The sequence below is a fragment of the Nocardia sp. GTS18 genome (assembly GCF_013839555.1).
GTDB lineage: Bacteria > Actinomycetota > Actinomycetes > Mycobacteriales > Mycobacteriaceae > Nocardia > Nocardia rosealba.
Window position 1 is genome coordinate 1 of sequence record NZ_JACBIU010000049.1, and the last position, 20,369, is coordinate 20,369.

The 20,369-nt window shown below is 69.3% G+C and carries 18 protein-coding genes; 6 read left to right on the top strand and 12 right to left on the bottom strand.

Translation table 11 applies throughout. The features are described from left to right. The 7 genes from HYG95_RS23255 to ftsH all read right to left on the bottom strand — a co-directional run. Positions 1 to 797, bottom strand: a 797-nt coding sequence (locus HYG95_RS23255) for a DUF6779 domain-containing protein (protein ID WP_181701053.1), incomplete at its 3' end; no start/stop codon positions are given. Between the two features lie 68 nt (positions 798 to 865). After that, positions 866 to 1,339, bottom strand: coding sequence for a DUF3180 domain-containing protein (locus HYG95_RS23260; protein ID WP_067640545.1), 474 nt, complete (start codon positions 1,337 to 1,339; stop codon positions 866 to 868). Next, positions 1,333 to 1,866 carry a 2-amino-4-hydroxy-6-hydroxymethyldihydropteridine diphosphokinase gene (folK, locus tag HYG95_RS23265; RefSeq protein WP_181701055.1) on the bottom strand — a complete coding sequence of 178 codons (534 nt, stop codon included), beginning with the start codon at positions 1,864 to 1,866 and terminating at the stop codon, positions 1,333 to 1,335. The genes HYG95_RS23260 and folK overlap by 7 nt, the downstream gene beginning before the upstream one ends. After that, on the bottom strand, positions 1,863 to 2,285 hold the full coding sequence (gene folB, locus HYG95_RS23270; protein ID WP_181701057.1) for a dihydroneopterin aldolase: 423 nt from the start codon (positions 2,283 to 2,285) through the stop codon (positions 1,863 to 1,865). The genes folK and folB overlap by 4 nt, the downstream gene beginning before the upstream one ends. Next, positions 2,282 to 3,151, bottom strand: coding sequence for a dihydropteroate synthase (gene folP / locus HYG95_RS23275; RefSeq protein WP_181701059.1), 870 nt, complete (start codon positions 3,149 to 3,151; stop codon positions 2,282 to 2,284). The genes folB and folP overlap by 4 nt, the downstream gene beginning before the upstream one ends. Next, complete coding sequence (gene folE / locus HYG95_RS23280) at positions 3,148 to 3,738, bottom strand: GTP cyclohydrolase I FolE (protein WP_181701085.1); 591 nt, start codon at positions 3,736 to 3,738, stop codon at positions 3,148 to 3,150. Before folE ends, folP begins: the two co-directional genes overlap by 4 nt. A gap of 348 nt (positions 3,739 to 4,086) precedes the next feature. Then, positions 4,087 to 6,447 carry an ATP-dependent zinc metalloprotease FtsH gene (gene ftsH / locus HYG95_RS23285; protein ID WP_181701061.1) on the bottom strand — a complete coding sequence of 787 codons (2,361 nt, stop codon included), beginning with the start codon at positions 6,445 to 6,447 and terminating at the stop codon, positions 4,087 to 4,089. Between the two features lie 226 nt (positions 6,448 to 6,673). Between ftsH and HYG95_RS23290 the strand changes: the two genes are divergently transcribed. Continuing rightward, positions 6,674 to 7,654, top strand: coding sequence for a hypothetical protein (locus HYG95_RS23290; protein ID WP_255495643.1), 981 nt, complete (start codon positions 6,674 to 6,676; stop codon positions 7,652 to 7,654). Between the two features lie 5 nt (positions 7,655 to 7,659). Here the strand turns inward: HYG95_RS23290 and HYG95_RS23295 are convergent, their stop codons facing one another. Further along, a complete protein-coding gene (locus HYG95_RS23295) occupies positions 7,660 to 8,517 on the bottom strand; it encodes a DUF1266 domain-containing protein (protein WP_181701063.1) in 858 nt (285 codons plus the stop codon). A gap of 62 nt (positions 8,518 to 8,579) precedes the next feature. Between HYG95_RS23295 and HYG95_RS23300 the strand changes: the two genes are divergently transcribed. The 3 genes from HYG95_RS23300 to HYG95_RS23310 all read left to right on the top strand — a co-directional run bounded on the left by HYG95_RS23300 (position 8,580) and on the right by HYG95_RS23310 (position 11,726). Continuing rightward, positions 8,580 to 8,852 carry a DUF2277 domain-containing protein gene (locus HYG95_RS23300; RefSeq protein ID WP_067495790.1) on the top strand — a complete coding sequence of 91 codons (273 nt, stop codon included), beginning with the start codon at positions 8,580 to 8,582 and terminating at the stop codon, positions 8,850 to 8,852. Positions 8,853 to 8,964: 112 nt separating this feature from the next. Continuing rightward, a complete protein-coding gene (locus HYG95_RS23305) occupies positions 8,965 to 10,506 on the top strand; it encodes an aldehyde dehydrogenase family protein (protein WP_370465897.1) in 1,542 nt (513 codons plus the stop codon). A 323-nt stretch (positions 10,507 to 10,829) separates the two neighbouring features. After that, entirely contained in the window at positions 10,830 to 11,726 is an 897-nt protein-coding gene (locus tag HYG95_RS23310; RefSeq protein ID WP_067495793.1) for a LysR family transcriptional regulator, read from the top strand. Here the strand turns inward: HYG95_RS23310 and HYG95_RS23315 are convergent. Further along, a complete protein-coding gene (locus HYG95_RS23315) occupies positions 11,723 to 13,072 on the bottom strand; it encodes an amidase (protein ID WP_255495644.1) in 1,350 nt (449 codons plus the stop codon). The two genes, HYG95_RS23310 and HYG95_RS23315, sit on opposite strands and share 4 nt — an antisense overlap. A 223-nt stretch (positions 13,073 to 13,295) precedes the next feature. On the opposite strand from HYG95_RS23315, the gene HYG95_RS23320 reads away from it, so the two are divergent. Both HYG95_RS23320 and HYG95_RS23325 read left to right on the top strand, forming a co-directional pair. Then, the gene (locus HYG95_RS23320) at positions 13,296 to 15,704 is read left to right on the top strand and encodes a protein kinase (protein ID WP_181701067.1); all 2,409 of its coding nucleotides are present in this window, start codon (positions 13,296 to 13,298) and stop codon (positions 15,702 to 15,704) included. A gap of 32 nt (positions 15,705 to 15,736) precedes the next feature. Further along, entirely contained in the window at positions 15,737 to 17,569 is a 1,833-nt protein-coding gene (locus tag HYG95_RS23325; RefSeq protein WP_357171745.1) for a serine/threonine-protein kinase, read from the top strand. Here HYG95_RS23325 and hpt read toward each other — a convergent pair. From hpt to HYG95_RS23345, 3 genes are read right to left on the bottom strand one after another with little or no spacing between them, the layout of a single operon-like run. Next, positions 17,560 to 18,111, bottom strand: a complete 552-nt coding sequence (gene hpt, locus HYG95_RS23330) for a hypoxanthine phosphoribosyltransferase (RefSeq protein WP_067495798.1) — start codon at positions 18,109 to 18,111, stop codon at positions 17,560 to 17,562. The genes HYG95_RS23325 and hpt overlap by 10 nt on opposite strands. A gap of 47 nt (positions 18,112 to 18,158) precedes the next feature. Next, positions 18,159 to 19,307 carry a tRNA lysidine(34) synthetase TilS gene (gene tilS / locus HYG95_RS25010; RefSeq protein ID WP_370465898.1) on the bottom strand — a complete coding sequence of 383 codons (1,149 nt, stop codon included), beginning with the start codon at positions 19,305 to 19,307 and terminating at the stop codon, positions 18,159 to 18,161. A 3-nt stretch (positions 19,308 to 19,310) separates the two neighbouring features. Further along, a complete protein-coding gene (locus HYG95_RS23345) occupies positions 19,311 to 20,369 on the bottom strand; it encodes a zinc-dependent metalloprotease (protein WP_181701069.1) in 1,059 nt (352 codons plus the stop codon).

Consider the following 20,369-nt stretch of genomic DNA (forward strand, 5'->3'; position numbering starts at 1 on the left):
TCGTTGTCGACCTTGCGGGTATGGGGGGCCGACAGGCGCGGGGGTGGGGTTTTGGTCGACGACGACTTGGCCGGTTCGGGCTCGGGGGTCGACTGCTGGGACTCGGCGTATTCGTCGAGCTGCACGGCCGAGGTCTCGGCGGTGACCGGGTCGTCGTAGGGGTCGGCGAAATTGGCCGACACCGGCTGCATGAAAACCGGCTTCAGAGCGCTGGGCGGTTGCTGCCAGGGGCCGAACCAGGCGGCCGCGGCAGCCTCGTGGCTATCGTCGATTTCGGGCTCCGCCTCGTCGAAGGCGTCGAAATCGGCATGGGCCGTTGCGCCGCTCGGCAGCGCATCGATGCGGACCGCGTCGGCCTGCAGGGCAGGCTGGTCATCGGGCAGGGCACCTTCGAACAGCACCTGCAGGTTCTGGCGCAGCAACGTGAGCTCCGCACGCAGGGCCGCGATCTCGGAAGCGTCGGCGCCCACTTCGGCGCGCACTCGTGCCTCGACGCCCATCTCGTATTCGCGGCGGGCGTTGATCTCCCGCTCGAGCTGCAACTCGTACACCGTCTGCAGATCGCGCACCTTGGCCTTGTCGACGGCCGCGTCCTTGCGATAACGGGTGGCCGCGAGGGCACCGATCACGGCCGCCCACAGCGCCGCTACCAGGCCGATCCGGACGAATTGCACATTGTCGCTGAAGACGAGGAAAACGCTGGCTGTCAGGCCGAGGAGAAGGAGGGCGCCGATGAAGAGCTTTCCCGCGTCGTCCCGCCGTCGACGGGGCGTGGTGCTACGGGAGGGTGAAACCATGGTGGCCAGGGTAGCCGGAAACAGCTGGTCGGCACACCGACAACGGGGGTGATTCCATTCGCAAGTTGCTAGGTGGTTGCCGGTTCGTCCGGTGGTTCGTCGGGCGCGCGGCAGCAGTACTCGAGCCACAAAGCTGCGGCAACCAGGGCGGAACCGGCGAGCAGACCGACCACCGCGCCCGGTGAATCCGACGCCGCCGCCGTGACCGTGCCGCTCTGTGGGAAGACCCACAGCAGGAAGCCCAGCCACACGCCCGCCGCCAGCGAACCGACCTGCAACGACGCCTTGGCCAGCGCGGCCGCCCGCGCCACATTGATCGGATGCAGTTCGCCCGGTCCGTCGCCGATGCGCTGCTCGGCGATCCGGTTCTTGACGACGAACCCGAGCGCCGCCTCGATCCCGGCCACCGGCAGCAGCGAGGCGCCCGCGAGCACCGAGATGGACGGAAAGGTCGAGTAGGCGAAGCGGGTCGCGGTCCAGGCGATGGCCGCGGCCAGCACGACATTCAGGGCGAGGTCGAGCAGCCGGGTCGGTTTCAGCACGGGCGGGCGCCTTCGCCGAGGACCAGGTCGGTGCGGATCACACCCGCGCGTTCGGTGGGGTCGACGGCGGCGAGCAGGTCGGCGACGGGCACCTCGGCGCCGTCGACGTAGAGCCGAGCATCGGGTTCGACATCCAGCCACGGAACCAGCACGAACGCCCGATGGTGCGCCTCGGGGTGAGGCAGGATCAGCGTCGGATCATTGTCGCGCACAACGGCTTCGCCGCTGTCGACGCATTGCACGATGTCGACGTCGAGAGTCCTGGCACCCCAGCGCACTTCACGCACCCGGCCCGCCGCCTGCTCGAGCCGCTGCCCGAAACGCAACCAGTCGTAGTCGTCGAACGACGGATCCTCGGCCACCACAACGGCATTCAGATAGTCGTCCTGTGCCACCCCACCCCACGGCGCCGTGGTGTACACCGGTGACACCGCGCGGGTGCGCTCCCCCAGCGCGTCGAGCACGCTGCGCAGATTGGCGAGCCGGTCGCCCAGGTTGGCGCCGATCGAGAGCACCGCACGGGTCATCGGCGCGGCTCCGGCACCGCGGTGCGGTAGCGAGTGGCGACCACGCGCACATCGGTGAAGGTGTGCGGGATCGGCGCCTTCGGCTTGTGCAGCACCGCTTCGACCGCTTCGATCCGTGGGTCGGTCATCACGTCGTCGGCGATCTCGGAGACGACCGTTTCGATGAGATCGCGCGGCGGACCCGCGACGATGCGCACGGCGCGTTCGGCGAGAGCGCCGTAGTCGACCGTGTCGGCCAGATCGTCGGAGGCCGCAGCGGCCGCGAAATCGACCCACACGGTGAGGTCGACGACGAACTCCTGACCGTCGCGACGCTCGAAATCGAACACGCCGTGCCTGCCGAACACGGTGAGCCCGCGCAGTTCTATGCGCGAGGACGCGGGCCGGTCGGCGGGCGGGGGCAGCAACGGTGAGTTCATCGGGCGGCTCCTCGGGCGGCGGTGGCGCGCTGCCACGCATCGACAACGGTGACGGCGTCCAGCGAAGCGCGCACGTCGTGGACGCGCACACCCCAGGCGCCGTGGGTCGCGGCCAGCGCCGAGACGGTCGCGGTGGCGACCTCGCGTCCGTCGGGCGGGCGCGGGCCGGATTCGTCGGCCAGCAGGGCGCCGAGGAAACGTTTGCGAGACGCGCCGATCAGGATGGGCAGGCCGTCGGCGACCAGCTCCGGAAGGGCACCGAGCAGGGCCCAGTTGTGGTCGGCGTTCTTGGCGAAACCGAGGCCGGGATCGAGGATCAGCCGGTCGGCGGCGATGCCCGCGGCCACGGCCAGGTCCACCTGGGTGCGCAGTTCGGCGCGCACCTCGGCGACCACGTCGTCGTAGTGGTCGGCCGGGCCGGTGTGGCGATAGTCGGCGCCCGCACGCCAGTGCATGAGGATCCACGGCACGCCCGCGTCGGCGACCACCCGGACCATGTCCGGGTCGGCTCGCCCGCCGGACACGTCGTTGACGACGGCGACACCGGCGGCCAGCGCCGCCTCGGCGACCTCGGCGCGCATGGTGTCGACGCTGGTCGGCACACCCGCCGCGACCAACCCGCGGATCACCGGCGCCACCCGTGCGGCCTCGGTGGCCGGGTCGACGCGGTCGGCGCCGGGCCTGGTGGACTCACCACCCACATCGACGATGTCGGCGCCCGCCTCGTACAGGGCGACACCGTGCGCGATCGCGAGGTCGGGATCGAGATAGCGGCCACCGTCGGAGAACGAATCGGCGGTCACGTTCACCACGCCCATGACCACGCACGAGCGGCCGCCCCGCGCGGTCACGAGGGGCTGGTTCATTTGCGCAGGATCAGGTCCAGCGCCTCGGATCGCGAGGCGGCATTGGTCTGTAAGAGGCCACGCACCGCCGAGGTGGTGGTGCTCGCGCCGGGCTTGCGGATACCGCGCATCGCCATGCACAGGTGTTCGGCTTCGATCACCACGATCGCGCCGCGCGGGTCGAGCCTGCGCATCACCGCGTCGGCGACCTGGCTGGTGAGGCGTTCCTGCACCTGCGGGCGTTTGGCGTAGAGGTCGACCACGCGGGCCAGCTTCGACAGGCCCGTCACCCGGCCGTGCGGACCGGGAATGTAGCCGACGTGCGCGACGCCGTGGAACGACACCAGGTGATGCTCACAGGTGGAGAACATGGGGATGTCACGCACGAGCACGAGTTCCTGGTGGCCCTCGTCGAAGGTGGTGGCGAGTACCTCGTCGGGCTCGGTGTAGAGGCCGGCGAACATCTCGCGGTAGGCGCGGGCCACCCGGGCGGGGGTGTCGACCAGGCCGGGGCGATCGGGGTCCTCACCGACCGCGAGCAGCAGTTCACGCACCGCGTCCTCGGCGCGCTGCTGGTCGAACGCGCGGCCTGTCGCCAGCGCCGTCAGCTGGGCCGGACTCGTCTCACCGAGCTCACCGGCCGGGTCGAAACCCGAACCGTTCCCGGCCGGCTCAGCGACTTTCCTATTGGCCGACAACTTCTCCACACCTCCGGGGCATAACGCTGCCGGGCCGATCCGGCAGTGGTCGGGCCACCAGAGCCGGAAAGTCCCGGCTCGAACGGCAACCAGAGCCGAATCGATCCGGCTCGAACATCCCAGCGTAGTTGGCGCGTGGCCGACGGCGGCAGCTCGGCCCGGTGTCGATGGTCCGCGTCCACGACACGTGCCCGGTCGGGGCGCCGCCCGGTGTTGTTCCAGGCGGCGCACCGACCGGGCGGGCGCGACGGAGGTCCGTCAACGGCCGTTCGGGCCGTTCCATTCGTTGGTGTCCGGGTCCGCATCGCGCGCAGGTGGCTGCTGCGGCGGTGCGGTCGGCTGCTCGCCCCACGGCTCGAACTCGCTGCCGTGGCGCGGCTGGTGCTGAGGGGCCTGCTGCTGGGGCGGCTGTGACCAACCACCCTGGCCCTGCGGCTGCTGCTGTTCATCGCGCGGCGGCCAGCCGGGTGCGGACCAGCCGGCCGGGGCGCCGTAGTCCGGACGCGAACCGTGCGTGCCCGTCGTCGGACGCGGGAACGCCTGGGTCGGCGCGTTGGGCAGCGGGTATCCGGCGGCGGGCGGGGCAGGCTGACCGTAGGGCTGCTGGCCCGGGTAGCCGTTGGGCTGCTGCGGCGGGGCGCCGTTGGGCACCGGAACGGGGGCGGGCTGCACCGGCGGCCACGGCTCGCCACGCTCGAGCGCCAGCTCGCCCGGGGTCTTCACCGGCGGCTTGTCCGAGGGCAGCCGCTCACCGAAATCGTTGAAGGCGGTGATGCGCGGACGCTTCTCCACACCGGCGAGAACCTCCTCGAGATCCTTGCGGTGCAGGGTTTCGCGTTCCAGCAGCGCCGTGGCGAGCGCGTCGAGCTGCTCGCGGTACTCGCTCAGGATCGACCACGCCTCGGTGTGCGCGGCCTCGATCAGGTTGCGCACCTCCTCGTCGATCTCGCGGGCGACCTCGTGCGAGTAGTCGGCCTGCACGCCCATGGAGCGGCCGAGGAACGGGTCGCCCTGCTCCTGGCCGTAGCGCACCGCGCCGAGGCGGGCGCTCATGCCGTACTCGGTGACCATGCCGCGCGCGATCTTGGTGGCCTGGTCGATATCCGACGACGCACCGGTCGTCGGCTCGTGGAACACCAGTTCCTCGGCCGCGCGGCCACCCATCGCGAAGACCAGTCGCGAGATCATCTCCGAACGGGTCATCAGGCCCTTGTCGTCCTCGGGCACCGTCATGGCGTGACCACCGGTGCGGCCGCGCGCCAGGATGGTGACCTTGTAGACCGGCTCGATATCGGGCATCGCCCACGCGGCGAGCGTGTGCCCGCCCTCGTGGTAGGCCGTGATCTTCTTCTCGTGTTCGCTGATGATGCGGCTCTTGCGACGCGGACCACCGATCACGCGGTCGACCGACTCCTCGAGCGATTCGCCGGTGATGACCGACCCGTTCTCACGGGCGGTGAGCAGCGCGGCCTCGTTGATGACGTTGGCCAGATCGGCACCGGACATACCGACAGTGCGCTTGGCCAGACCCTCGAGGTCGGCATCCTGGGCGATCGGCTTGCCCGCCGAGTGCACCCGAAGGATGGCGCGACGACCGGCCAGGTCGGGGTTGCCCACCGGGATCTGCCGGTCGAAACGACCGGGGCGAAGCAGCGCGGGATCGAGGATGTCGGGGCGGTTGGTCGCCGCGATCAGGATGATGTTGGACCGGTCGCCGAAGCCGTCCATCTCGACCAGCAGCTGGTTGAGGGTCTGCTCACGTTCGTCGTGACCGCCGCCGAGGCCCGCGCCGCGCTGGCGGCCGACCGCGTCGATCTCGTCGACGAAGATGATGCAGGGGCTGTTCTGCTTGGCCTGCTCGAACAGGTCACGCACGCGCGAGGCACCGACACCGACGAACATCTCGACGAAGTCCGAACCGGAGATGGTGAAGAACGGCACACCCGCCTCACCGGCGACCGCGCGGGCCAGCAGCGTCTTACCGGTGCCGGGCGGACCGTAGAGCAGCACGCCCTTCGGGATCTTCGCGCCGAGCGCCTGGTAGCGGGCCGGATTCTGCAGGAAGTCCTTGATCTCGTACAGCTCTTCGACGGCCTCGTCGGCACCGGCCACGTCCTTGAACGTGGTCTTGGGCATGTCCTTGGACAGCAGCTTGGCCTTGGACTTACCGAAGCCCATCATGCCGCCGCGACCACCGCCCTGCATGCGCGACATCACGAAGATGAACAGGCCGACCAGCAGCACCATCGGCACGATGAACAGCAGCAGCTGTGACAGCCAGCTCTCCTGCTTGACCACCGTGTCGTAGGGCGCGCCCGACTTCTGGACCGCGTCGAGGATCTTGGCGGAGGTCTCGCCACCGCCGGGGTACTTGGCGACGATCTTGGCGTTGTTCTTGGTCGCGTCGTTGCCGTTGTTCAGTTCGACGCGGAGCTGCTGCTCCTTGTCGTCGATCTGGACGTTCTTGACGTTGTCCTTGTTCTCCAGCTGACTGAGCGCCACGGAGGTGTCGACACTCTCCCAGCCGCGCGTGTCATCGCCGAGATAGCTGAACAGCCAGATCATGAGCATGATGCCCGAGATGATCGCCAAGGTGCGAAACACTGTCTTGCGGTTCATAGAGCGTCGGCCGGACGGCCCAGTCCTTTCCGGTTATTTCTCCGGGGTGTGCCTAGCGAAGCTGTCGAGATCGGCGGGATTCGGATGCGGACATGCCACGTTACCGCGTACGGTCTAGTCGATACATCGCGCAGTTCGGCTGCTGGTGCAGCTGCACTGGTAAACGGCCGGGGAACGGGAGAGGTTCCCGAGTACCCCGTCCGGGTTGTTGCAAGTGGCCACAATCATGTCATGCCCGTCTTATCGTGGGCGAGGACACAACTACAGCGCAGGGGGTACGGACATCGTCGAGCTACGAACACCCACAGCGATTCTGCGCCACGGCGAAGGGCGGCTCACCGTCCTGCGGCCGGGTACCGACGGCGAACGGGTTCTCGACGTTCCCATCGCCGACCTGCTCAAAGTCCGGCTGAACCGCCGCGCCGACGACGCGGTGGTGATCGAGATCTATCTGCGTTATCCCACCGCCGTACTCACCGGTGTGCCCGCCGACCGCACCCCGCTTCCGGTGCTGATCGCCGAACACGACGTGCCGACCGCGCTCGGCATCGTCGACCGGATCAACGACCAGATCATGGCCACCCAGCGCACCGATATCGCCGCGCCCGATCTCACGCCGCCCGCTCCCGAGTGGGGCAAGTCCGGGCCGGTCCGCGCCGACGTGGATCGTGCCGTGCGCCGGATGGCGCCACGCAAGGACGCCCGCTCGGCGATCAATGCGCTGCACCGGTACGTCACCTCCGACGAATACGTGCTCGAGACCGCGATCGCCATCGCCTCGCCGCCCGCCGGCTCGGGTACCGGGCTGCTCGCGGCGACGACCGACCGGCTGCTGTTCATCGGCATCGGCGGCGATCGTTATGCCCACGAGCTGCCCGTTCCCGCGATTCTGGGCGCCAGGACGGTCGAGAGTCATGCGGCGCCCGGTGAGATCGACACCAGGCACGGCGGCTCGGGGATGGATGTCGGCGACGGCAATCGCACCCTGCATTTCGCGGGTGTCGACCGGGCCGATATCGAACGGGTGACCTGTGCGGTGAACTTCGCCGTGCGCAGGCAGGCGGCCGACGGCGCGCCGGGGCCCGCCGATCCCGGTGTCACCCAGCTCTACAGCGAATGGGAACTGCTGGTGGAGCGGCATTCGCTCGGCATGGTCGACGACACCCAGTTCCAGCGCTACGGCCGCGGAATCCTACGCAGCCTGTAGCTCGGTCAACTGGGTTCTTCGGTCGGCGCCTCGGTTTTCGGTTCGGAGTCGTTGAGTTCGATGCGCCGCCAGGGGCTGGTCGGGCGGGTCCACAGCCGCAGCAGTTCCATCCGCCGGTCGACACCGCCGTTCTTGAGTTCGGCGAGGTCCTCGGTGGCCTGCCAGTAGGTCCAGCCCGCTAGATAGGCGTCACCGAACTGGCGCCAGTTGCGGTAGCGGCGCTGGGCGGGCGGCAACGCGCGCATGACGTACTCCCACGCCACATCGGCCTCTAGATACCCGGCCGTGAACGCCATCCGCGCCACCGCGACCACGCGCGCCAGGTCCCAGGCGTGGATGTCGTTGGGCAGGGGGCGGGCCAGGTGCTCGGTGAAACCGATCTTGATGGCCTGGGCCCAGATGTCGTAGTCGCGGACCAGCGCCTCCGGGTTGTCCATCCCGCGGAAGGAACCGACCTGGCGCAGGAAGGCGCGGTGCCGGTCGGCGCGTTCGCCGAAACGGTCGCGTTCACTGGCATTGACGGACGCCATCACCAGCGGATGCACCAGCGCGTACAGGGGCGCGTGCATGCCTTCGAGGAGCTGTTCCATCGAGGCGCGCGCCTCGTTGCCGTCGGTGATCCCCCACGCACCGGTGAGCGTGTCGATGGCGAGTTCGCGCCGGTCACCGAGGGGGTGTTCGCGTTCGGGACCGAGCAGCATGGCGTCGTGGAAGGCGTCCCAGCGGGTGGAATAGAAGGCACCGAGTGCCAGGGCGCGCAGTTCGTCGTCGCTGACGCCCGCCCCCGACCAGTGGTCTTCCTCGCGCTCGTCGAGTTCCGGGTAGGGAAAGGTGGTCAGCGCTGGTACTCCCCGAGCAGGCATGCGGCCGAGTCTAGTGTCTTCTTGCCCTGCAGTGATGTGCCCCACAGGTCTATTGTTCTGTCATGTGTAGAAATATCACCGTCTTGCGTGGTCTGGAGCCTGCCGCCACCGAGCAGGAGATCTACGCTGCCGCCTTGCAATATGTGCGCAAAGTCGGCGGCATCTCCGGGCTGAGCAGCACCACCAAACCCGCGGTCGACAAGGCCGTCGCCGCCATCGCCGCGGCCACGACCACCCTGCTCGCCGAACTCCCCGACCGCCGCGTGCCGCCGCCGACGGAACCACCGTTGCGCCGGATCGCGGCACGCGATGCCGAGGTGTCCGAGACCGGCTAGACCGAGGACGATTCGCGCGCACCGGGGAACCGGTGCGCCGATAACCCGTGACGTACGGGCACGACCGTGCCAGGCTGGTTGTGATTCACACAACGCAGTGGGGAGCACAACCGTGACACATATCGACCAGGTGATCGACGTCCGCAACCCGGCAACGGGCGAATCCGTGGGAACGGTGCCCGTCACCGACCCGGACGACGTCGCGGCCGCCGTCCGCGAACTGCGCCTCTACCAGCCCGAATGGGAGGCCATCGGGCCGAACGGGCGCAAGGAGTGGCTGCTGAAGCTGCAGGACTGGTTGATCGACAACACCGAACACCTGGCCGACGTGCTGCAGTCCGAGACCGCCAAGCCGCGCGTCGACGCACTGATCGACCCGGCCTTCGCGGTCGATCTGGCCGGCTACTACGCGCGCCGGGCCGCCAAGTTCCTCGGCGACGATCACCCGTCGCCGCACAGCCCGCTGGCCAGGGTCAAGGCCCTCACCGTCACCTATCGGCCGTATCAGGTGGTCGGTGTCATCACGCCGTGGAACTTCCCGCTCGCGATGCCCGCGATCGACGTGTTCCCGGCGCTGGCCGCCGGTGCCGCCGTGATTCTCAAACCGTCGGAGGTGACGCCGCTGTCCGCGGTCGAGCTGGCCCGCGGCTGGGCCGAGATCGGCGCGCCGCCGGTGTTCAAGGTGGTGACCGGCGCGGGCGCGACCGGAGCGGCCGTGGTCGACAACGCCGATTACGTCCAGTTCACCGGTTCCACCGCGACCGGCCGCAAGATCGCGCAGGCCTGCGCCGACCGCATGGTGCCCTACAGTCTCGAGCTCGGCGGCAAGGACCCGGCGATCGTCCTGGCCGACGCCGACTTGGACCGCGCCGCGCACGGCATCGCCTTCGGCGGCATGTTCAACGCCGGTCAGGTGTGCATTTCGGTGGAGCGCGTGTACGTCGAGGCACCGGTCTACGACGAATTCGTCGAGAAGCTGACGGCGGCGGTCGCGGCGCTGCGCCAGGGCGCCGACGACCGTGAGTCACGCAACGATGTCGGCGCGCTGGCCAACGAGAACCAGCTGCGCATCGTGGAACGTCACGTGAACGAGGCCGTCGCGGCGGGCGCGCGGGTGACCACCGGCGGTAAACCCACCGGCGTCGGCACCTTCTTCGAGCCGACAGTGCTCGTCGACGTGGACCATTCGATGTCGTGTGTCGCCGAGGAAACGTTCGGCCCGACCCTTCCGGTGATGAAGGTGGCCGACGAGGACGAGGCGGTACGGCTCGCCAACGATTCGATCTACGGCCTTTCCGCGTCGGTGTGGACGGGTGACAAGGCGCGTGGGCAACGCGTGGCGAGGCGGCTGAACGCGGGCGCGGTGAACATCAACGACGTATTCGCCAACCTGTTCAATTTCGCCATGCCGATGGGTGGCTGGGGCAAATCCGGCGTCGGCGCGCGCTGGGGTGGCGCGGCCGGAATCCGGAAGTACTGCCGCGCCCAGGCGATCACGGCGCCGAAGCTGCCGACCATGTCCAAAGAACTGTTCTGGTTCCCCTATGACATGAACAAACTCGTCGTGGCGGTGGCGGCGATGCGGTTGGCCGGTGCGCGTGGGCTGCGGCGAGTGGACCTGCCCAAGGTGTGGCGACTCAAAGGCGGCAAGTAGGTCCCGCAAACCAAATTGTGATCAATGTCACTGATTTGTCGGTTCTGCGTGGTCAGCGAGTCGCCGCAAGGCCCCGTGACAGCGCACGGAGCGCCGTTCCCGCTGTGAAAAGCAACGCATTTGCCCTGGTCAAACGCCCAGGTGTCGCGATGCCGCCGCTCACATCGGTCGTCGGCGAAATTCGATCGGGCTCGGTGGTGCGTTGCACCATGCCAGGCCATATGCTGTGAGATACCGACCTGGTGACTGTTTTGACCCGCTTTCGCGAACTTCTCTGCCCGTTTTGGCTAGATTTTCCCGACCGATTCTGATAGCAAGGTGCTATGGACCCGCATTTGCGCGATCTGCGGTATTTCGTCGCCGTCGCTGAGGAACTGCATTTCACCAACGCCGCTCAGCGGCTGCATATCGCCCAGCCGACGCTTTCCCGCCAGATCCGCCAGCTCGAACGCCAGCTCGACGTGGTCCTGTTCGACCGCAATCAGCGCAGCGTCGCCCTCACCGTCGCCGGTAAGGAACTACTCGAGGGCGCCCGCAAGATCCTCGAGCTGTGGGAGGTGACCAACGTGTCCCTCCAGGAAGCAGGCGAGGTGCTGCGCGTCGGCATCCAGTCCGCGCTCGGTCGCGGCCTGCTCAACGATCTGGAAAGCGCGAGCGGACACCGCCTCGCCCTGCACGCGGCGTCCTGGAACGACCCGTCGAGCGGGCTGGCGGGCCGCCAGGCCGACCTGGCCTTGGTGTGGCTGCCGCTGCCCGACCCCAACCGCTACCGCTGGCAGGTGCTGCGCACCGAGCCGCGCTGGGTGCTGCTGCCGGAGAACCACGCGCTGGCCGAGCGCGACACCATCGACTTCGCCGATCTGCTCGACGAGCCGTTCGTCGCCCTGCCGACCGAAGCCGGGGCGGTGCGCGACTTCTGGCTCGGCAACGACGCGCGCGGTGGTCGCGCGGCCAAGATCGGCGCCGAAGCCGCCACCCCCGAAGACAAGCTCGAGGCCGTGAGCCTCGGCCTGGGTGTGTGCCTGCTGGCCGAGAACAATGTGCCGATGTACCGCTGGCCCGGTCTCACCGCGCGACCGGTCGCCGGTCTTTCGCCGTGCGAGCTGGCCGTGGCCTGGCGCGCCGACGACACCCGTCCGACGATTCTGGAATTCGCCGGTCGCGCTGTCGACGGTGGTTTCTCCGAGCCGGCGCAGGCACCGCAGCCGATCGCGGTCTAGTTCGTCAGTTCGAGTTGGGCGGCCAGGCCGAGCAGGGTCGCCTCGGTGCCGGGTGGGCCGGCCAATTGCGCGGCGAGCGGGGTGTGCGCCTCGGGATGGATGCCCATCGGTAGTGACGCGGCCGGCCAGCCGACCAGATTCCACACGCCGGTGAACGGTGCGTAGCGCACCGACGACACGACATTGGCGGCCCAGCCGCGCCTGCTCCACTGCCGCGCCTTGGGCGGCGGGGCGGCCAGCGTCGGGGTGATCACCACGTCGAAATTCTCGAAGAAGTCGAGCAGCCTGGCCTCGGCCCGGTCGGCCTGACTGGGCCGGACCAGGCGCAGGCGGCGGATGAGCCGGCCGAGGGCCAGGTGCCTGCGGGTGCGTGGTTGGAGCCGGTCGGGGTCGGCCAGTCGCTCGGCGTCGGCCAATCCCGCTGTCGGCCAGCGCAACAGCATCGCCAGTGCCGCGTCGCCGTAGGGCAGTTCGACGGGCTCCACGAGGTGCCCGGCCGCTGCCGCGCGCGCACCCGCGGTGCGCGCCGCCGCCGTCCAGTGCCGATCGACCCGGACCAGTCGCGACGGCGGAGCCACGGCCAGTCCGATACGTAGTCGCTGCGGTGGCCGTAGGTCGGCCAGATCACTGCGGTCGGCCAGCACCGAGAGGGCGAGGGCGGCGTCGGAGACGGTGGTCGCGAGGATACCGTTCTCGGCCATGCCCGCCCAGGAGTCGGCGCCGATACCGGCCGGAACCACGTCGCGACCGGGTTTGATGCCGAACACACCGCAGGCGGCGGCGGGCACCCGGATCGAGCCGAGCCCGTCGTTGCCGTGTGCGATGGGGACCAGGCCCGCCGCCACGGCCGCGGCCGCGCCGCCGGAGGAACCACCCGGCGTGCGGCCCACATCGCGCGGGTTGCGGGTGACGCGCCCGTCGGCGTCGGTGTTGGCCCACAGGCCGAGCTCGGGCATCGCGGTCAGCCCGACGACGATCGCGCCCGCCGCCCGCAACCTCGCGACCACGGGGTGATCGGCCGTTTCCACCTCGGCGGACGTGGCGGCCGAGCCGGCCGTGGTCGGCTCCCCCGCGACGGCGATGTTCTGCTTCACCGCGACCGGAACCCCGGCCAACGGCAACTCGTCCAGGTCGGGTCGCGCGGTGAGTTCGAGTGCCTCCGCGCGCGCCCGTTCGGACCGCACGACGGTGAAGGCGTTGATCTTGTGGTTCTCCGACGAGATGCGGGTGAGCGCGTCGGCGACCGCGTCGGCGGGCGTGATCGTGCCCGCTCGCACCCGCGCGGCCAGTGCTGCGGCCGGGCCGCCGATCGGGAAGTCGTCGGCGGGTTGGTGGGAGGAGTTCATCGCCACCTCAGCGTCCGTCACGCCGTCGTCGTCGACGGACTCCCATGCTACCGCTGTGAGGTCATCGTGCATGTGCGGATTCGCCCCCGTCGCATGGTCGTCGAAAATCGGGTGATCAGCTCTCCAGGCGCAAGTTATCATTTCGGGTACGGCTCGGGGCACGATGACGTCGGGTGTGGCGGAAGGAAATTCGTACCGATCCGCGCGAACCTTAGGTCGGCTGATGAGTGATAACACCGCAAGCGGTGAACAACCCGACGCGAGTACCGGTCGGTATCTGAACGTGCGCGCCGACATGGTCGAGGCATTCGCCGCCGCCTGGGGCACGGTCGACGGTGAACCACCCGATATCGCCGAGTTCCTCCCCGATGCGCGCACGCTGCGCAGGCAGGCGTTGCACGAGTTGATCCGGGTGGATCTGCGTCAGCGGTGGTTGCATCACGCCGCCGAGACCATCCCTCGCAAGCGGCTCACCGAGTACTGCGCGGAGTTTCCCGAACTCGAACCCGAGGCGCTGCCCGCCGGGTTGGTCTTCGAGGAGTTCGTGATCCGCAGGCACAGCGGTGAGCGGGTCGATCCGCGCGACTGTCTGCGCGAATACCCGCACCAGGCCCCCAGCCTGCGCGCGCTGCTCAACGCCGACGACCTGGACCAGAGCACCCACCGCGTCGTCGACCCCGACGCGACGGTGAACCAGCCGGCCGAGCAGACCCGTAGTACCCAGATGTCGAACTTCGACTTCACCGCGACAGCGACCGCGCCCGCGTCAGCGCCCTCGGCCGCCACGGCGGCCGGTTCGGTGCCCGGTGCGTTCGTCGCGCTCGACCGGATCGAGATCGGTCAGCGGATCGGCGACTTCGAGTTGCTCACCGGACTGGGTACAGGTGCGTTCGCACGGGTGTTCCTGGCGCGACAGCGGTCCATGCAGCGGCTGGTCGCGGTGAAGATCTCCGCCGACCGCGGCACGGAGCCGCAGACGCTCGCCCAGCTCGACCACGACTACATCGTCCGCGTGTTCGATCAGCAGTTGCTCGACGCGGATCCCGAGCCCACGGGCGCGCGCCGGTTGCGGCTGCTGTACATGCAGTTCCTGCCGGGCGGCACGCTGCTCGGCCTGTTGCGCTGGGTCCGGTCGACCGCGCCCGCCGAGCGCAGCGGCAAACTGCTGCTCGAGGCGGTCGACGCGGCGATGGAGGAGAAGGGCGAGATCCGCCCGACCGATTCCAGTGTGCGCGCCGAGATCGCCGCCCTGAGCTGGCCCGAAACCGTCGCCTGGTTGGGGCGCAGACTGGCCGAGGCGCTCGACTACGCCGCCGCGCACGGTGTGCTGCACCGCGACGTGAAACCGGCGAATGTGCTGCTCACCGCCGAGGGCGTGCCCAAGCTCGCCGATTTCAACATCAGTTTCAGCCGGTCGGTCGAAGGCACGAGTCCGGTCGCCTACTTCGGTGGGTCGCTGTCGTACATGTCGCCGGAGCAGCTCGAGGCCTGTCATCCCGGGCGCGGCCGCAGCGCCGCCGACCTCGACACCCGTGCCGACATCTACTCCCTCGGCGTGGTGCTGTGGGAGTTGCTCACCGGGGCGAAACCGTTCGACGACTCCACCGCCGAAGCCGAGGGCCGAGGCGACGAGACCACCCTCGAGGCCATGCTCGAGCGGCGCAGTTCCGGCGTCGACGCGGCCGCGATGGAGCGGGTGCCGCCGAACTGCCCGTCGGCGCTGCGCCGCGTTCTGCTCACCTGTCTGACGCCCGATCGGGCGGGCCGCTGGGCCGACGGCGCGACGCTGGCCAAACAGTTCGACCTGTGCCTGGACGAACGCGCTCGTGACCTGGTCGACCCACCGCCGAACAGCTGGCGGATCCGGTTGCGGCGTTGGCCCCTGCTGGTTCTCGTACTGGCCATAGGCATTCCCAACGCCCTGGCCTCCTGGTACAACATCCAGCACAATCAGACGCTGGTGGTGAGCCGGCTCGGTGAGTCGGCGCAGCAGACGTTCATCATCATCACGGCCGGGGTGAACCTGGTGTTCTTCCCCGCGGGAGCGGCGCTGCTGATCTATCTGGCCCGTTTCCTGTTGGGTGTGCCCGGCGGATTACGCAAGGGCCGACGCTACGACCCGGCCACCCTGCGCCGGGCCAGACACGACACCGTGCGGTTCGGCGACCAAGCGGTGGTCGTCGCGTTCTCGCTGTGGGCGCTGGCCGGAGTCACCTTCCCCATCGCGCTGCAACTGGCCACCGGCAACGTGCCCGGCCGGGCGGTGGTGCACTTCCTCGCGTCGCTGCTGGTGTGCGGGGCTATCGCGGTGGCGTATCCGTTCTTTCTCGTCACGTTCTACCTGATCCGCTGCCTCTACCCGGTGTTCCTGCGCCACGGTGAGATCAGCGCCGACGACAGCGCCTGGCTGCGCGGGTTGAGCCGCCGCTGCACGTGGTACCTGGCCGTTGCCGCCTCGGTGCCGCTGCTCGCGGTGGCCGGGCTGACGTTCCTGCCGCCCGCCGACATCCCCTCGGTGATCGTCGCGGTCCGGGTGCTGTGCGTGGGCGGCATCATCGCGTTCATCTGGTCGTATCTGCTGTTCCGTGCGCTCGAGGCCGACCTGCGCGCGCTGGAACGGGTGGTGAGCTGAACCATCACGTCCGCGCGTGCGTATGCCCAGCCGTGAGCTCCACCCGCACCGCGGAGGCGACCCGGCCCTCGCCTGTCCACAGCGCGACCATGCATCCGGCCGATTGCCGTGCGCTCGACCGGATCGAGGTCCATACACGGCTCGGCGATTTCGAATTGCTCACCGAATTGGGCGCGGGCGCGTTCGCGCGGGTGTTCCTGGCCAGGCAGCGGTCGATGCAGCGCCTGGTCGCGGTGAAGATCTCCGCCGACAGCGGCACCGAACCGCAGACGCTGGCCCGCCTGGACCACGACTACATCGTGCGCGTCTTCGACCAGCAGGTACTCGACGGCCCGACCCCCCTGCGCCTGCTGTACATGCAGTTCCTGCCCGGTGGCACCCTGCTCGGTGTGCTGCGCTGGGTGCGCGCCACCCCACCCGCCGAACGAACCAGCGCCCTGCTGCTCGACGCCGTCGACGCGGCCATGGAGGAAAAGGGCGAGATCCGCCCGGGCGACTCGGCGGTGCGCGGCGAGATCGCCGCACTGACCTGGCCCGAGACCGTCGCGTGGCTGGGCAGCAGACTCGCGGCCGCGCTGAGCTACGCCGCCGCACGTGGCGTGCTGCATCGCGACGTGAAGCCGGCCAACGTGCTACTCACCGCCGAAGGCGTGCCCAAGCTGGCCGACTTCAACATCAGTTTCAGCCACTCGGCCACCGAGGTGTCCGCCGCGTCCTACTTCGGTGGCTCGCCGGCCTACATGTCACCCGAGCAGCTCGAAGCCTGCTACTTCGGGCGCGATCCCGCCGACCTGGACACTCGCGCCGACATCTTCTCCCTCGGGGTGTTGCTATGGGAACTGCTCACGGGGACAAAGCCTTTCGACGGCGACAACGACGACCCGGCCGCGGTGCTGGATCGCCGCCACGGTGCGGTGGTCGGCGAGCTGCCCGCCGATTGCCCGGCCGCGTTGCGCCGAATTCTGCTCACCTGCCTGTCGCCCGAACGCGAGAATCGCTGGTCGGACGCCGACCTCCTGGTCGCGCAATTCGAGCTCTGCCTCGACCCCCACGCCCGCGAACTCGTCGACCCACCACCACGCAGCTGGCGAAACCGCTTGCAGCCGTACCTGTTTCCCGTACTCGCCCTGGCGATCCTCATCCCGAATCTGCTGGCTGCCTACTACAACCGGGGACTCAACATGTCCCTGCTCCACGGACTCGACCCCGCGGTCCAACCCATCCGGCGGACCTACGCGATCACCATGAACGCGGCCTTCTTCACCGCGGGCGCCGCGACCATGATCTATCTGGGCAGGCGGCTGCTCACCGTGCCCCGCCGACTGCGCGCGGGCAGACCGTGCGAGCCGGCCGTGCTCGCGCGCACCGGCCGCGATTGCCTGCGCCTGGCCGACTGGGCCGTGGCCGTGGCCTTCGTCCTGTGGATCGCGGGCTCGGCCGGGCTGGCGATCACGTTGAACCTGGTCGACGACCCGCCGATGCGCACCGCGATCCACCTGCTGCTGGTCGCCTGCCTGTGCGCCGCGGTCGCGATGACCTACCCGTTCTTCCTCATCACCCTGTACCTGGTGCGCTGCGTGTATCCGCTGCTCCTGCACCACGGTCAGGACCTGCGCGCCGACCACGCGGCGCTGTCGGGCCTGCGCGCCCGCTGCCACCGGTACCTGGTGGTGGCCGCGTCGATTCCGCTGCTCACCATCGCGGGCGCGACGTTCCTGCCGGTCGACGACCTGCTCGCGACGCTCACCCCGCTGCGCACGGTGTGCGCGGGCGGGGTGCTCGGTTTCGTCGGGGCGCTGCTGGTGTTCCGGGTGATCGAGACCGATATCCGCGCGCTATTGCGCGTGGGCTCGGCTCAGGAGTAGACGGCGGGGTTCAGGGTGCCGATGTAGGGCAGGTCGCGGTAGCGCTCGGCGTAGTCGAGGCCGTAGCCGACGACGAACTCGTTGGGGATGTCGAAGCCGACGTGAGCCACGTCGACCGGGGTGCGTAAGGCGTCGGGCTTGCGCAGCAGGGTCACCACTTCCAGCGAGGCCGGGTTGCGGGTGGCCAGGTTGCGCTTGAGCCACGACAGGGTCAGGCCCGAGTCGATGATGTCTTCGACGATGAGGACGTTGCGGCCCGCGATGTCCTTGTCCAGGTCCTTCATGATGCGCACGACGCCCGAGGACGAGGTGGACGACCCGTAGGACGACACGGCCATGAATTCGAGCTGGGTGGGGATGGGCAGGGCCCTGGCGAAGTCGGTCACGAAGAAGATCGCGCCCTTGAGGACGCAGATCAGCAGCAGGTCGCCTTCGGGAGAATCCGGCGGGTACCGTTTGGCGACGAGTTCGGCGAGCTCTTCGATCTTTGCCTTGATCTCGTCTTCGGTGATCAGCACCGACGCGATGTCGTCTCCGTACACGGAAGTGGGTATCCCTTCGTGGTGTCGGTCCCGGCTCGACCGATCCATTATGTGGCATCGAAACGCGGCTGGGCGCGCACGGTCAGCGTGCCATGTTCACGCACCACGACCAACCGGTGGGCCCTGCTCCCGCCCCCGATCGCCACCCCACCCTGACCGCGCCAGTTGCTCACCAGCTCGTCGATCGCCTGTAAGTGGGTGTTCATCAGGCCGCTGACGCCCTGTTCGGTCAGCCAGGCGCGGATCGCCCGGCGACGCAGGGCCGCCGGTGCAGTGGTCAGAATCTCGATCGCGAGGGCGGACCGATCGCTGTCGTCGCCGCCACTGCCGGGTCCGGCGTCTGCCCCTTCGTAGATCATCGGCCCACCGGTCTCACCGACGCCACCAGCGGGCCGAGCCGACGACGGCCCTTCAGCGGTCGGCGACCGGGTCTCGCCGAGCACAGCTCGGGGTCGAACGGCAGGCATTCGGGCGGCGCCCAGGAGTTCGCGCGCGAGGTCGTCGAGGACGGCACCGTCGGCGCGCAGCTGGTCGGCGGTGCGGGCCAACGCCTGCGCCACACCCCCGCCGAGCACGTCCTCGAGCAACGGCAGCACCTCGTTGCGCACCCGCACCCGCGTGTAGGCCGGGTCGTCGTTGTGCGGATCGCGCCACGCCTCGAGCCCCAGGTCGGCGCACAGCTGCTCGGTCTGCGCCCGCCGTACCCCGAGCAACGGCCGCCCCCACGGCTCGTTCCACGCCACCATCCCCTGAATGGACCGCCCACCCGACCCACGCGCCAAGCCGAGCAACACCGTCTCGGCCTGATCGTCGAGGGTGTGCCCGAGCAGAACCGGCCGACCGTCCCGCACCGACTCCAGCGCCGCGTACCGAGCCGCCCGAGCCGCCGCCTCGACCCCACCCTCGCGTCCGACCTCGACCGCGACGACCTGCGCGTCCACGCAGCCCAGCGCGAGAGCCTGGTCGGCAGCCCGCCGGGCAACCTCGCCCGACCCGTCCTGTAGCCGGTGATCCACGACGACGGCGGTCACCGCCCCGCACTCGATGACGGCGCCCGCGACCAACGCCAGCGAATCGGCGCCTCCCGACAAGGCGACGACGACCGGACCGCGCTCACCGTGCGCGCTGAACCACTGGCGCACGGCACGGCGCACTGCCAGCACCGCCGGGGTTTCGGGGAGTTTCGGCGTCCGCACCGGCTACAGCACGCGGTCGATCCACCGTTGCGGCGCATCGACCTCGTCGAGTCGAGGCAGCGTGTCCGCATTCGTCCAGATGGTGTTGAACTCCGTGACGCCCACCCGCTCGACCACCGCGTCGACGAATTTCTTGCCCCGCACGTACTGCGCCACCTTGGCGTCCACGCCGAGCAGCGCCCGCAGGATCCGCTGGATCGGGTTGGACGGCTTCTGCCTGCGCCGATCGAAGGCGGCCCGGATGTGGGCGACGCTCGGCACCACCGAGGGGCCGACGGCGTCCATCACGTGGTCGGCGTGACCTTCGAGCAGGGTGCCGAGCATGAGCAGCCGGTCGAGTGCCTCGCGCTGAGGTGGCGCCTGGGCCGCGCGCAGCAGGCCGACGATGCCCTTGGCGTTCGGGTCCTCGGCGAGGTCACCGCTGCGGCGGGCGCGCAGTTCGCCGACGAGCCGGGTGAGCATCTCGCTCATCGGTTCCTCGCCGACCTCGCTGAGGATGTCGACATTGGTGCGCATGTATCCGGCGAGCCAGGGTGCCGAGGAGAACTGCACCCGGTGGGTCACCTCGTGCAGGCACACCCACAGCCGGAAATCGCTGGAGTCCACCCCGAGGGCACGTTCGACCCCGAGAATATTGGGCGCGACCAGCAGCAAGGTGCCGTCCTCACCGGTGAACGGGTCGTATTGGCCGAGGATCGCGGTGGACAGGAACGCCAGCATGGTCCCGGCCTGCACGCCCGCCGGTTTCCCCGCGAACGGGCCTTTGCCCGCGCCGGTGCCGGTGAGCACCGACATCGAGTCGGCGGCCGCCGCGATCCAACCGGGCCGGTCGACGATCCGCGCCTCGGGTACCGGCCGGTCGTCGAGCAGCCCGCTCACCTCGCGCACCGGCATCTCGGCCAGGATCGAGGCCGAGGCCAGTTCGGCGACGACCTGTTCGGCTGTCTCGCGCGAGGTACGTGGTCCCGGTGGCGCGAGCAGCGCACCGGTCCTCGCGGCCAGCCGCCAGTCGACGACCGCACTGAATCCGGGATTCTTGCGCCCGGTCTTGTCCTCGCTCAT